We start from the raw sequence: 13563 nt of genomic DNA on the forward strand, positions 1-13563 counted from the left end.
CAGATTGTTATGATGCAAAAGGCCTTCCCTGATGGAAGGCCTTTTTACTATTGGCTGGGGAGTGTATTAGCGCAGGGTCAGCGCCAGGTCATTGAGTTGATCGATGACAATATTCCAGCCCTCGAAAAATCCCATCTGCTCATGCTGCTCGCGGGTTTCATCATCGGCATGCAGCACTGTGGCCGTATAGCGACACCCGCCCTGTTCATCGGCAAAAGTGATGATGGCCGTCATCGCGAAGGGGGAAACGGCGGGGCGATAATCCGCCGTCAGCATCGAGGTCATGACGATTTTTTGTTGCGGGATAACCTCAAGAAAACAGCCGGGGTTATCGCTGCGTTCACCGTCAGGGCCGTGCATCACGGTGTGAAAGGCCCCGCCGGCGCGAAAATCAAAGGTCAGAACCTCGGTTTGCCAGGGCTTCGGGCACCACCAGGTTCGGAGTAATGCCGGGTCGGCCCACGCGCGCCACAGGGCTGCGGCGGGCGCGCTGAGCAGGCGGCTGATAACAAGATCGCGAGAATCGGTTGCGCTACGGGACATGCTACGACTCCTCAGGAAAAGGGGGAGCCAGTCCGCGGCGCGGACCGGCTATCAGGCTTCGTAGTAATTATAGATGCCGGCGGCCATCACCAGCTGTGAGGCGACCTCATACGCTTTCTCGCGCCCCACCAGCAGATCGATCATTTTCAGGGCGAAATCAATCGATGTCCCTGGACCCTGGCTGGTTAACAGATTCACCCGCGGATCCCAGACCACCCGCTTATCCTGCCACTGATCGGCGGGGATCTGCGCCTTCAGCGCTGGAAAACCGGTCATGTTGCCGATCGGGAACAGATGATGAGGTATCAGCACGGTCGCCGGAGCGGCGCAGATAGCGGCCACAATGCGCCCAGAGAGATGAAACTGGCGGACGGTTTCCACCAACAGCGGGCTGTCGCGAAAGCACTCCGCTCCCTTGAGGCCGCCCGGGAGGACGATAATATCGAAATCGCCATCGGCCACCTCGACCAGAGGAGCATCCGCCAGCAGCTTGACGCCGCGCGAGCAGACGATGGTCAGGCCGCCGTCGCTGGCGACGCTGGCGGTGGTCACCTTCACCCCGCCGCGGACCAGCAGGTCGATAGTGGTGACCGCTTCGGTCTCTTCGCTACCAGGGGCGAGGCAAATCAGTGCCGACGCGCTCATATTCATTCTCCTTACGCTTGACCAGTTCAAATAAGCGGGCGTTTTCCGGTACGGCAACGCCGTGGGCGCGGGCGCGGTTGAGCAGAAAACCGGTGATATAGTCGATCTCCGTGTGCCGCTGGGCGCGAACGTCCTGCAGCATGGATGAGATATTTTCTGCCGTACTTTCAATCACCTGTTCGACATAAAATAGCAGGTTTTCCGCCGAGGTATGAATACCTTCGCGCTCCATCACTGCCGCCACCTCGCGACAAATGGCCGCAACTTCCTGCGGATAGTCGCGCAGATCGCCATTTTTACACCCTTTTATCGCGGTCAGGGGGTTAATCACGCAGTTAACCGCGAGTTTGCGCCAGGTGGCCGAGAAAATATTGTTGTGCCAGGCGACATCCGGCAGCACGTTCTGCAGCACTTCAGCGAGGTAGCTGTAGTCCTGTTCGTAGCTTTTCGCCGGCCCGATATGCGTGGTGCCCTGGGCGACGTGGATGATGACATTCCCGTCCCGGCGAGCCGCCTGGGTGGTGGAGGCCAGCAGCAACGGCTGTTTCACGCTGCGCAGCTCCTCGACGGTTCCCATGCCGTTATGCACCAGCACAATCGGCGTGGTGTCCGGCAGGATCGCGGCCAGGTGCTTCACCGCGTTTGAAACCTGCCAGGCTTTTAAAGTGACAATCAGCAGCTCGCTGCTGGCAAGAAAATCGGGATCGTTGGCCGTCAGCGACTCGTTGAACACCGAGCCGTCGGTTTCAATGACGTTGACGCTACAGAATGGCTGCGGCACGCGCAGCCAGCCCTGGACTTCATGTCCCTGTTTGCACAACGCGGTCAGCCATAGTTGTCCCAGTGCACCGCATCCCAGTACGGTTACTTTCATTGTTCCTCCTCATCTGCCGCTACCCCAGGCGCTGATGACTAAAGTCTATCTCGTCGCTTTTCGCATCGTCGCACGGAAAGGGGGTTTCGGCGTCGTCGGGCAGCATGGGGAAAATAGCGCGAGCGTTGCGTAATCAGCTAAGCTTCCGGGATAACAAGTTGAGTTATGCCGCGTTGCAGGTATTATGCAACGCAAAAGAAACGGAAGGAGAGGAAAAGATGCCATCTTTCGATATTGTCTCTGAAGTTGATCTTCAGGAAGCCCGTAACGCGGTAGACAACGCGAGCCGCGAAGTCGAGTCGCGTTTTGATTTTCGTGGCGTTGAAGCCACGTTTGAATTAAACGACGCCAACAAGACCATTAAAGTGCTGAGCGAGTCTGACTTCCAGGTGAACCAGCTGCTGGATATCCTGCGCGCCAAGCTGCTCAAGCGCGGCATTGAAGGCACCTCCCTCGACGTGCCGGAAGATATCGTACACAGCGGTAAAACCTGGTTTGTTGAAGCGAAGCTGAAGCAGGGCATTGAAAGCGCGGTGCAGAAGAAGATCGTTAAACTGATCAAAGACAGCAAGCTGAAAGTGCAGGCCCAGATTCAGGGCGAAGAGATCCGCGTGACCGGTAAGTCCCGCGACGATCTGCAGTCGGTGATGGCGCTGGTGCGCGGTGGCGATCTGGGACAACCGTTCCAGTTCAAAAACTTCCGCGACTAAGGCGGCCGACAGACAGCAAAAAGCGGGGAATTCCCCGCTTTTTTTATACCCCTTTGATGAGCTGCTCTATCTCGAAGCGGTTGGTGACTTTGCTGTCGATTTTGATATACACCGAACGCTCCTCGGGCACCACCAGCGCCTGATGAACCCCGCTGGCATTCAGCAGACGCGCCTGCAGCGCGCTGTCGACCACCACGCCGTCCGGTACCTCTACCCGCAGGCTGCTGACGTAGGGCGGCTCGCTCATGGTGCTGGCCACCAGCAGCCACAGCATCGCCAGCAGGGCGCCCAGCAGAAACACGGTCTGCGAATCAAAGAAACCATCGACCCAACCGCCAAGGGCGCCGCCAATCGCCACCCCGAGGAACTGGCTGGTGGAGTAAACGCCCATCGCGGTGCCTTTGTAGCCCGCCGGCGACTCTTTGCTAATCAACGACGGCAGCAGCGCTTCCAGCAGGTTAAACGCCAGGAAGAAGAGCTGAACGCCCGCCACCAGCTCCCAGAAGTAGCCTCCGGCGCCCCAGAGGACAATCTCCGCAATCAGCAGGATGGCGACGCAGAGCAAAAAGACGCGCTTCATCTTACGCTTCACTTCGGCGTAGATGATAAACGGCACCACCGAGATGAAGGAGATAACCATGGTGACCAGGTAAATCTTCCAGTGCTCGGCGGCCGGGAAGCCGGCGGCCTCCAGCTGTCCGGGCAGCGCGACAAAAGTGGACATCAGCATGATGTGCAGGCACATGATGCCAAAGTTGAGCTTCAACAGGCGCGGCTCCGCCAGCACCTTGCTAAAGCAGCCCTTCACCATCCCGGATTCGCGGTTAAGCACGTGGTTCTGGCTGTTGGGAACCACCCACAGGGTGAGCAGAATGCCGACGGTCGCCAGGATGGCGATCATCCAGAACAGGGCGTGCAGACCCAGCTGATGGGTAATAATCGGCCCCAGCACCATGGCGATAGCGAAAGTGACGCCGAAGCTGACGCCAATAAACGCCATCGCTTTAGTGCGGTTCTGTTCGCGGGTGAGATCGGAGAGCAGGGCCATGACCGCGGCGGCGATGGCGCCGGAGCCCTGAAGGGCGCGGCCAAGAATGATGCCCCAGATGGAGTCGGTGAGCGCGGCGATGACGCTGCCGAGCACGAAAATAAGCAGGCCGCCGACGATCAACGGCTTACGGCCAATACGGTCAGATAACAGTCCAAAGGGGATCTGGAACACCGCCTGCGCCAGACCGTAGATGCCGATCGCCAGGCCAATCAGCGCTTCACTGGCGCCCTGCAATGCCATGCCATACGTGGTCAGAACCGGCAGGACCATAAACATGCCAAGCATGCGCAGGGAGAATACCGTCCCCAAACCCCAGGTCGCGCGCAGTTCCCCTGGCGTCATTTTGTTATCGTTCATTACCACCTCAATATAAAAACTGCGCCTAGTGTAGCGGCGGGGGGTAAGAAGCGTAAATAAATGTTTGTTTAACAGATATTACGGGGCTGTTGCGCGATGCGACAAGTTGGTAAAAATCAATAAACCAGTGGAGGAGGACTCCACTGGCGAGGGGGAAAATTAAGGTAAAGTAAAGTCAACCCACTGGCTGCCGGCATCAGCCGATTTGACGCATTGCTCGACCCAATAGACGCCGTGCAGACCGGCTTCGACGTCCGGATACCAGAAGTCTTGCAGGAAGGCGCGATCGTCACGGTCCGTAGCGTCAATCGCCTGCGCATAGCGGCGATAGAGGTTGGCCCAGGCTTCAAACAGCCCTTCCGGATGACCGCCGCCGATGCGATCGTCCGCCAGCGCGTTTGCGCTCAGGTAGGGCATCCCGCGTTCCAGAATGCGCGCCGGCTCGCCCTGCACCTCATAGCTGAGCTGGTTAGGATGCTCATCCCACCATTCGATACTCGCTTTTTCGCCGACGATGCGTACTTTTTGCGAGTGCATGGCGCCGCTGTTCACCGCGCTGGTCCACATCGAGCCAACCGCGCCGTTGTCATATTCCATCAGGACAAAGGCGTTATCTTCCAGCGGCGCGCGAGAGGGAACAAAGCTCTGGCGGGAGCACATCAGCCGTTTGATATTGAGCTGTGGCGCCATGGTTTCGGCGACAAACAGCGGATGGGTGGCCAAATCTCCCAGCACATAGCTGGGCCCGGCGAACTTCGGCGTCACGCGCCAGCGGGTGGATTCTGCCTGCAGCTCCACGGCCTGGTTATGAAAGCCGTGGGCGAACTGCATATTGACGATGCGGATCTCGCCGAGCAGCCCATCGGCAATCATCTGCCGCGCCTGCTGGATCATCTGATAGCCGGCATAGCCGTAGGTGACGCCGACGATTTTGTTCTGTTTTTTACTCAGGTCCACCAGTTCGCGTGCCTCTTCGGCGGTAAAACAGAGGGGCTTTTCACAGATGACATGGAGGCCCGCTTCCAGCGCCGCTTTGGTGATGGCGAAATGGGTATTATTCGGGGTGGTGACCGAGACGACCTCGATCCCGTCAGGACGCTGCGCCTCTTCACGAAACAGGGTCTGGTAGTCGGCGTAGCAGCGCTCCGGCGCGATGCCAAGCTGCTCACCGAACGCGCGCCCGCGCTCGGCATCGACGTCAAGCGCGCCGGCCAGTAGGGTGTAAACATTGTCACGCAGCGCCGCACAGCGGTGGCTGTAGCCGATCTGGCTGGTTCCCCCGCCGCCGACCATGCCCCAACGCAGGGAACGGGATAAGGGTTTCAGACCGTTTAACATGGTGCTCTCCTTTTTGAAATCATTCGCACTCTGAGGCGCTCAATGCCGACGCCTGCGGCAACGCGCATCCGGATAGACTGACCTAAACTTAAGGAAATGTTTGTTCTGTTTCAATTGTATTGTGGAATTTATTTTTCATATATGCGAAGGGGATCGAATAAGCAGAAGTTTATTTTCCGCTGGGTTGAAAAGGAGAGGGGAATCAACGGCGACGGGTACAGGCCGGAATGTGGCGGAATGCTTTTCGTTACAGAGCAAGATGAAATAAATTTTCTTTTTAACCTCAACGTGCGGTGCAATCCGCAGATTGCACCGGAGGAAGACGACGACATTACGCTCCGCGCACAGATGCGGGGGCTGGCGAAGCGGCGGGAGGATTACCGGCCGCAAAGATACCCTTCGCCGCCAGGCCTGCGACGGTGAGGGCTGCCGGGATGCCGAGGATCAAAAAGACGCTTTCGAAGGGCAGGTTGAGCGCCATCATCTCAGCGCCAGCAAAGGCGCTGAGGATCGCGCCGATCCGCCCGACGCCGTGCATCCAGCTGGATCCCGTCGCCCGCGCCTGCGTGGGGTAGTAACGGGCGGAGAGGGCGTTCATGCCGGTATTGGCGCCGTTCAGGCAGGCGCCGCTGATAAACGCCAGCATACAGAGCAGGGCAAAGCTGCCCGCCGCGTAGCCCATCGCCATGGTAAACAGGCCGCCGACGGCGTAGATCATCCCCAGCGCGCGATGGGGATTGATGCGGTCCATCAGCCAGCCGGCAAACAGCGAGCCGAGGGTACCTCCCGCCTGGTAGATGGCCGTCATGACGGCCGCCTGGCTGACGGTAAGCCCGACCTCCTTAACCAGCGTTGGCAGCCAGCTGCCGAGAATATAGACGAGGAACAGCCCCATAAAGTAGACCAGCCATAGCATCAGCGAGCCAAAGCCATACTGGCGGGAGAGCACAATGCGCATCGCATTCCCGGCCGCCGGCTGCGCCGGCAGGATAAACGTCACGTTGTCGCTGATTTGTCCGGGATAAAGACGATTGAGGATGGCGCGAATGCGCGCCGCAGGCGCTTGTTTGATCACCAGAAAACGAACCGATTCCGGCAGCCGCCAGATAAGCAGGGGGGCAAACAGCAGCGGCAGAATGCCGCCGAGCGCCATCAGCGAGTGCCAGCCAAACTGCGGGATCAGCCATGACGCGGTAAATCCTCCGGCCGCCGCGCCGAAGGTGAAGCCGCAGAAGATGACGGTAATAATAAATGAGCGCTGGCGTTCCGGAGCGTATTCCGACACCAGCGTCCCGATGTTCGGCATCGCGGCGCCCAGTCCGAGGCCGGTCATAAAGCGGAAGAACATCATCTGCTCAATGTTGTGCGAGAAGGCGGTGGCGATGGTCCAGAAGCCGAAGAAGAAGACGCTGTTGATGATGATCTTCTTGCGTCCCAGCCAGTCGGCGAGCGGGCCAGAGAAAATCGCGCCCAGCGCGAGGCCGATCAGCGCGGCGCTAATCACCAGGCCCAACTGGTGGTTGCTTACCCCCCACTCCAGCTTCAGCGTCGGGGCGATAAAGCCCATGATCGCGATATCAAACCCATCAAGAGCGATAACGCAAAAGCCGAGAAAAATAATCTGCTTTTGAAAGCGGCTCAGAGGATTACGGTTAATTAACTCTCTGACATCCAGGCGTTGAGTCTGTGTCATAGCGTATTCCTTATGCGCAGGAGCGCAGGTAGGGCTGCGCGGCATTGAACAGTAATTGCGCCCGCTGGAGGGGCGGCAGGGCGCCCTGCTCACCGTCCAGCGGCACTTCGAGGGAGACCGGTAGCGTTGCCGGCAGTGCCGCCATCAGACCGTGCAGATCCAGACCGCCTTCCCCCGGCACGTTGCGCGCTGAGCGGGCCTGGCGGATGAGCTCCTGCTCGCTTTCCGGCCGCTGCGCCGCGCCATCGCAGAGTTGCATATAGTTCAGATGATGCGCGGGCAGGCTGGAGAGGGCGGCGAGCGATTCCCCCGCGCGCCAGAAATGAAGGGCGTCCACCAGGATGCCGATATCTTCCCGCCCGCTGGCGGCGATCAGCGCCTGCGCATCGGCGATCGTGCGCAGCTGGGTCCAGGGCATCGGCTCAAGGTTCATGGTCAGGCCAAATGAGCGACCGGCCGCGGCGAGAGTGGCCAGGTTGTCGGCGCTGCGCTGCAGGTTGTCGTCATTCCCGGCGACTAACACCTGTCCGGCGCCAAGCCGCGCGGCGGTCTCCATAAAGCGCTGCAGCCGATCGTCGAGGGTAAACCCCGGGCTGAGGCGGACGATCTCCACGTCCGAGACGCGGATGCCGGTTTCCATCAGCGCGGCCAGGGTCGCGCGGACGGCGGGGGTATCGCCCAGCATGTCGTAGTCCGGGTCGGCGGGTGTGGCGGGCAGCAGCCGCAGTCCCACGTGGGTAAAACCGGTTCTGGCCGCTATCCGCACCTGTTCGGGGGGAGGGACATCGAGCAGGCTCAGCGCGGCGAGCGATAGGGTACGCATGTTCATAAAGGGCTCCGGTACAGTTGCAGGTGAAGTTAGCCAGGGGTATTGCCGTCCCTGGTTTTTATTGCTTTGTTTTTATTGTGTTTGCCGCCAGATTTTTGCCCACCAGGTAGCCGAAGGTCATAGCCGGCCCGAGGGTGATCCCTCCGCTGGGGTAATAGCCGCGCATCACGCTCGACATGTCGTTGCCGATGGCGAACAGGCCCGGTATCGGCTGCTGCTGCCCATCCAACACCCGAGCGTGTTCGTCGGTTTGTAACCCGCTAAAGGTGCCCAGCGAGCCGGGCAGAATGCGCACCGCGTAGAACGGCCCTTCGCGCAGCGCTCCGAGCGTCACCTGATGGTCACCCTGCGCGCGGTTATAGGCCGATGCGCCGCGGTGAAAATCGATGTCTTCACCGGTGCTGGCAAAATGGTTAAAGCGTGCAACGGTTTCCGCCAGCGCATCGGTATCGATGGCGCACCGCTTCGCCAGCTCGGCAAGGGTGTTTCCTCGCCGCAGATAGCCGGTACGCAGCCAGGCGGTAGGGGAGAACGGAAAGGGCCTGGCGTGGCCCAGGCCATAGCGGCGCAGCGCGCGCCGATCGGCCAGCAGCCAGGCCTGCGGCGTGTCGCCCGCAGGCGTCGCCGCCAGCAGGGCGGCGATAAAGTCGTGATAGGAGTCGGCCTCGTTAACAAAGCGTTTGCCGTTAGGCAGGACGGCGATCACCCCGGGCTTGGCGCGTTCCACCAGATGGGGAAACATCAGCTGCTGGCCGCTGGCGAGGGTGACGCGGGACACCGGCGCCCAGGCCAGCGGGTGGCGCAGGCGGGTATCGAACTGGCCGCCGGCGGATTCGCCAAGGCGGATCCCCTCGCCCTGATTGTCAGGCGGCGCGGCGGAGAAATGGCCGTAACCCTCCGCGGCATGAGGCACCACCTGCGCCAGGCGCTGCCGATCGTGGGGAAAACCGCCGCAGGCCAGCACCACGGCGCCCGCTTCGACGAGTATCTCCCCGCCGTCGCTGCGCAGCACTGCACCGGACACTCCCTGCGGACCCTGCAGCAGTCTGACCGCCGGGGCGTTGAGCTGAAAACGCACCCCGGCGTCGAGGGCGGATCGCAGCAGACGGGCGACCAGCGCATTGCCATTGACCAGATGCAGCCCTCGTCCGGCGCGCAGCCGCTGCCAGCCGTGGCGCAGCAGGCGGCGGGCGGCATACAGCGCAGAGCGCGGCGAGCGGGTAGCGTTGAAAAAATGCGCCATGTCCGCGCCGCCGGCGATGCCCATCCCGGCAAGACTGATGGTCTCCAGCGGCGGGCGCAGTCGGTGGAGCCAGTCGCCGAGCAGGCGGCCATCGTAGGGCTGAGCGGTGACCGACCGCCCACCGTTCGCCGCGCCCGGCGACGCGTGAAAGTCCGGCATGGTGCTGCCCGACAGAAACTTCACCGCCGTCCGTTGATGAAAAAAATCCACCATTTCCGGCCCGTAATGCAGGAAGGTCTGCAAGCGAACGTCGGCGGCTTCTCCCCCCATCTCATGCTGCAGATAGGTCAGCGGGGCATCGGCCGCTTCGTCGATGCCCTCCGCTCGCGCCAGCGGGTTGCAGGGGATCCACAGCCAGCCGCCGGACCAGGCGCTGGTCCCGCCGAGCACTGACGCTTTCTCCGCCACCATGACGCTGGCGCCGTGCACTGCCGCGGTGACCGCGGCAGAGAGTCCCGCCGCGCCGGATCCGACCACCAGCACATCCACCTTCACAGGCCCGCTCATGATGGACTCCTTATTGCAATGGTGAAAAAGCGGTGGGGCGCATCAGCACCGATTCGAGGCGCTCCACGGCGGCCAGTTCGCGGTTTTTCCGCGAGAAGGTCTGCCAGCGCTCGTCCTGGGCCATCCGTGCGCGGCGTACCAGACGATCGTCCAGGCTTTCGTAAGCCCAGATGTGCACTACCTGATTGACCACGCCGATCTCGGTAAAAAAGAAGCCGATCAGTTTGCCAAGATGGTCAGTTTGCACCGCCAGGGCATCGCTTTGGTACAGCGCCAGCCAGTCGGCCATTTTCAGCGGATTGATGGTGTAGGTGCGTTTTTCGTAGATCATGATGTTTTCCTGATTAGTGGGTGGCGGGTTGCGCCAGATGGCAGGCGGCGAGGTAGCCAAACGTCAGCCCCGGGCCAAGGGTGATGCCGGGACCCGGGTAGGTGCCGGCCATCAGCGAATCCATGTCGTTTCCCACCGCGTACAGCCCCGCAATGGGGTTGCCTTCAGCGTTGACGACCTGGGCATCGGCGGTGGTGACCAGACCTCGAGAAGTCCCCAGATCGCCGGTATAGAGTTTGATGGCATAGAACGGCGCGCTGAGCAGGGGAGCGTTGCAGGCGTCAGGATGACGGCCCGGATCGCCCATCGCCCGGTTATAGCTGTTGCCGCCTTTGGCAAACTCACGGTCCACACCCTGCGCGGCGTCACGATTGTAGCGGGCGACCGTCTCGCTCAGGGCGTGGGCATCCAGCCCAAGCTGCTGCGCCAGCGCGGCCAGGGTATCGGCTCTATGCAGATAGCCAGCGGCGATCAGGGCGTCATTGTTCACCGGCGCCGGGCGCGCCAGCCCGAGGCCATAACGCTTCATCGCCTGCGCGTCGCACAGTAAAAAGCAGGGGGCATTCTCCGCTGCACGCTGCATCGCGCTGGCAAAATGGTGATAGGAGCTGGACTCGTTAACGAAGCGTACCGCCCGCTGATTGACGGCAATCACGCCCGGCTTGGCCCGGTCGGTCACCAGGTGGGGGAAGCGCTCCTCGCTGCCGTCGGCACGGGTCAGCACCGATACCGGCGCCCAGAAAAAGTTGGACGCGCGATCGGCTCCCTCGCGAGCGTTAAGTGCCGCCGCAAGACGCAGAGCGGCGCCATCATTGGCTGGCGGCGACATGGTGAAGTGCTCTCGGGTGTGAGGCCGATAGCGCGCCGCCAGCGCGCCAGCGGCAAAGCCGCCTGCGGCTAGCACCACCCCACGGCGGGCGTGTAGCGTCTCTTTTTGCCCCTGATAGTCAATCTCTACCCCGGTGACCGCGCCTTGCGATTCGCACAGCGCCAGCACATTGACATTCAGCCGAAGGCTCATGCCTTTACGCAGCGCCGTGGTCGCCATGCGGGCAATCAGCGCATTGCCCATCGCCAGGCGGGTGCCGCGAGGATATTTCACCCGGTCGCGGGCGTAGCGCAGCAGCAGCCGGGTGCAATGGGCCAGGGAGCGCAGCGAGCGACGCATATCGAGAAAATGTTGAATGTCGACGCGGTTGACCATCATCCCGCCAAACAGCAGCATCCCCGGCGGAGGCGAGCGCAGGTCGCGAAACGCGTCCCCCAGTTCACGGCCGTCATACTCGACCACCTCCAGCGCCCGACCGACGTCGACGGCGCCGGGCTCATCCGGATAGTAATCGGGTGAGAGCGGGCGCAGGCTATATTTCACCGCCCCCTCGCGCTCCAGAAAGGAGAGGGCCTCTCGCCCGGCGCGGACAAACGCCTCGGCGATATCTTCGCGGTAGTGGGCCTCGCCGATAATGGTTCGTAGATAGGTTTTGATCGCTTCGGCGCTACCGCTTTTGCCCTCGGCGCGCGCCTGGTCGGTATCGTGCAGCCACACGGCGCCGCCGGAGATAGCCGAGGTGCCGCCGAACTGACCGGCTTTCTCCAGCATCAGCACCGACAGCCCTTTGCAGCTGGCGGTGACCGCGGCGGCAAAGCCAGCGGCGCCACTGCCGATGACGATCACATCCCAGCTTTTCATGCCGCCGCTCCCTGCGCCGACGGGATGGCGCCGATAAACTGGCCCATCAGCGTCATCTGCGCCAGCGCCATTTCCGGCCCAGTCTGTACCCGGCAGCCGCGGGCGGCGGCGAAGGTGAGCAACGGCGTCATCACCGGGGCGGTGACAACGTCGGCCACGTGGGTGGCGCTGTCGAGCGTCTCCAGCAGCGCCTGGGGTAGGGGCAGTGCATCAAACCCGGCCATGCCGGCCGGCGAGCCGTTGATCAGCAGATCGACACCGTGCAGGCTGTCCGGCAGCGTGCTCAGTTGCACCGCCGGAAAGGCCTCGGTCAGAAGATCGTGCAGGCGTTGCCGGGTGGCCGGGTTTTGATCGTGCAGCGCCAGTTGGCGGATCCCCGCCTCGCACAATCCCCAGGCGATGGCGCTGCCGACGCCGCCGCAACCGGAGAGCAGCGCCTGCTTACCTGCCGGCTGAAAACCCTGTGCCTCGGCGGCAAGCTGAAATCCGACGCCGTCCAGCATATCGCCCTGTAACCGGCCATCCGCCAGCTTGCGGATCACATTGATGGCGTTGAGTCGGCGAGCGCGCGGCGTAAGCTCGTCGACCAGCGCGGCGGCGCGTTGTTTATGCGGTACCGTCACCAGCACGCCGCTCATGTTCTGCCAGCCGCGCAGGGCGTTGAGGTAGGCGGCCACCGCGTCCGGGACGATATCCACCGGGATCATGACGCTGTCCATGTGCTGTTCGGCAAAGTAGCGGTTGAAGTTATCCGGTGATTTCACCTGGGCGATCGGATGACCAATCACGGCGACAACCTGGGTAGTTCCACTGACCATTTCAAACCTCATTTGTTAAATGAATGTTGTGAAAGTATTTCAGCGGAAGCTGGGAGCGACAACGCAGAATTCGGACATGTTGCTTGTTAATCGCACCATCGCTGCGATAATCGCAGGAAATCGATAATGATGTTGCAAAAATGTGAGCGAATATGCAAAACACCATTCATCCACGCGATCTGATCGTCGGTTTACAAAAAGGGTTGGCGTTGATCCAGCTTTTTTCCAAAAACTGCCCAAAGCTCACTGTTGCCCAGGCGGCGAAAATGAGCGGTCTGACGCAAAGCGCGGCACGACGTTTTTTGTTGACGCTGCTGCATGATCGTTATTTGCAAACCGATGGGCGCTATTACTGGCTTACCCCGAAGACCCTGCGGCTTGGCCAGGCCTATGTTGATTCGGCGCAGTTTCCACGCATGGTGCGACCGATTGTCGAATACATCGCCAGCCGGACCGAAGAGCACGCCTCGGTGGGGGTGGTGGATGAAGATGAGCTGGTCTATATCGCCCGCAGCCGGCATACGCCGTTTAACTCCACGTCGGTTCGGCTAGGGGAGCGGGTGCCCATCTTCTGTACCGCCGGGGGGCGATTATGGCTGGCTTCGCTGCCGGAAGCGGAGTGTGAAGCGGTTCTGCAGCGCATTACCCGGGAACAACGCACGCCCTATACGGTGACCGACGTCGCGCCGCTGATGGAGAAAATCGCTCAGGTGCGGCGTCAGGGATACGCCACCATTGAACAGGAGTTTGAGATTGGCATGCTGGTGCTGGCGGTACCGTTAACCGACAGGGAAGGAACCTGGTGGGGAGCGCTAAGTCTGACCAGCCATCAATCACGGACCTCGCTGGAAGCGTTATGCCGTGATCATCTCGATCTGCTCTACAGCGCGCAGGCGATGCTGGTGGGGTAAACAGGGCAGCCGATGCGCTGCCC

Annotated in this window: 13 protein-coding genes; 2 read left to right on the forward strand and 11 right to left on the reverse strand. The window is 61.3% G+C overall.

The window, feature by feature from the left end:
- Positions 1 to 66: 66 nt before the first annotated feature.
- Genes GQR96_RS05385 through panE form a run of 3 tightly spaced genes read right to left on the reverse strand, consistent with a single transcriptional unit; the run spans position 67 to position 2062 of the window.
- A complete protein-coding gene (locus tag GQR96_RS05385; RefSeq protein ID WP_048323159.1) occupies positions 67 to 543 on the reverse strand; it encodes an SRPBCC family protein in 477 nt (158 codons plus the stop codon).
- 51 nt (positions 544 to 594) lie between these two features.
- Positions 595 to 1188: a protein deglycase YajL gene (gene yajL, locus GQR96_RS05390; protein ID WP_064150602.1), complete on the reverse strand. Its 594-nt coding sequence runs from the start codon at positions 1186 to 1188 to the stop codon at positions 595 to 597.
- Entirely contained in the window at positions 1151 to 2062 is a 912-nt protein-coding gene (gene panE, locus GQR96_RS05395; RefSeq protein ID WP_017898925.1) for a 2-dehydropantoate 2-reductase, read from the reverse strand. The genes yajL and panE overlap by 38 nt, the downstream gene beginning before the upstream one ends.
- A gap of 218 nt (positions 2063 to 2280) precedes the next feature.
- On the opposite strand from panE, the gene GQR96_RS05400 reads away from it, so the two are divergent.
- Complete coding sequence (locus GQR96_RS05400; RefSeq protein WP_002891465.1) at positions 2281 to 2772, forward strand: YajQ family cyclic di-GMP-binding protein; 492 nt, start codon at positions 2281 to 2283, stop codon at positions 2770 to 2772.
- A 43-nt stretch (positions 2773 to 2815) separates the two neighbouring features.
- Here the strand turns inward: GQR96_RS05400 and GQR96_RS05405 are convergent, their stop codons facing one another.
- The 8 genes from GQR96_RS05405 to GQR96_RS05440 all read right to left on the reverse strand — a co-directional run bounded on the left by GQR96_RS05405 (position 2816) and on the right by GQR96_RS05440 (position 12629).
- Positions 2816 to 4180 carry an MFS transporter gene (locus GQR96_RS05405; protein WP_004204817.1) on the reverse strand — a complete coding sequence of 455 codons (1365 nt, stop codon included), beginning with the start codon at positions 4178 to 4180 and terminating at the stop codon, positions 2816 to 2818.
- Between the two features lie 159 nt (positions 4181 to 4339).
- Entirely contained in the window at positions 4340 to 5518 is a 1179-nt protein-coding gene (locus GQR96_RS05410) for a Gfo/Idh/MocA family protein (RefSeq protein WP_004204816.1), read from the reverse strand.
- A 331-nt stretch (positions 5519 to 5849) separates the two neighbouring features.
- On the reverse strand, positions 5850 to 7211 hold the full coding sequence (locus tag GQR96_RS05415) for an MFS transporter (RefSeq protein WP_017898923.1): 1362 nt from the start codon (positions 7209 to 7211) through the stop codon (positions 5850 to 5852).
- Between the two features lie 10 nt (positions 7212 to 7221).
- Positions 7222 to 8040, reverse strand: a complete 819-nt coding sequence (locus GQR96_RS05420) for a sugar phosphate isomerase/epimerase family protein (protein WP_004204814.1) — start codon at positions 8038 to 8040, stop codon at positions 7222 to 7224.
- A gap of 58 nt (positions 8041 to 8098) precedes the next feature.
- Positions 8099 to 9790, reverse strand: a complete 1692-nt coding sequence (locus GQR96_RS05425) for an FAD-dependent oxidoreductase (protein ID WP_032455633.1) — start codon at positions 9788 to 9790, stop codon at positions 8099 to 8101.
- Positions 9791 to 9800: 10 nt separating this feature from the next.
- Entirely contained in the window at positions 9801 to 10121 is a 321-nt protein-coding gene (locus GQR96_RS05430) for an NIPSNAP family protein (protein WP_004204812.1), read from the reverse strand.
- Between the two features lie 13 nt (positions 10122 to 10134).
- Positions 10135 to 11811: an FAD-dependent oxidoreductase gene (locus GQR96_RS05435; protein WP_064794535.1), complete on the reverse strand. Its 1677-nt coding sequence runs from the start codon at positions 11809 to 11811 to the stop codon at positions 10135 to 10137.
- Positions 11808 to 12629, reverse strand: coding sequence for a shikimate dehydrogenase family protein (locus tag GQR96_RS05440; RefSeq protein ID WP_004204809.1), 822 nt, complete (start codon positions 12627 to 12629; stop codon positions 11808 to 11810). Before GQR96_RS05440 ends, GQR96_RS05435 begins: the two co-directional genes overlap by 4 nt.
- 152 nt (positions 12630 to 12781) lie before the next feature.
- Here GQR96_RS05440 and GQR96_RS05445 point away from each other — a divergent pair, with 152 nt between their 5' ends.
- Positions 12782 to 13540, forward strand: coding sequence for an IclR family transcriptional regulator domain-containing protein (locus GQR96_RS05445; protein WP_004204808.1), 759 nt, complete (start codon positions 12782 to 12784; stop codon positions 13538 to 13540).
- Positions 13541 to 13563 lie beyond the last annotated feature (23 nt).

This window comes from Klebsiella sp. PCX, from assembly GCF_021869705.1.
In the GTDB taxonomy this organism is placed as follows: domain Bacteria; phylum Pseudomonadota; class Gammaproteobacteria; order Enterobacterales; family Enterobacteriaceae; genus Klebsiella; species Klebsiella quasipneumoniae.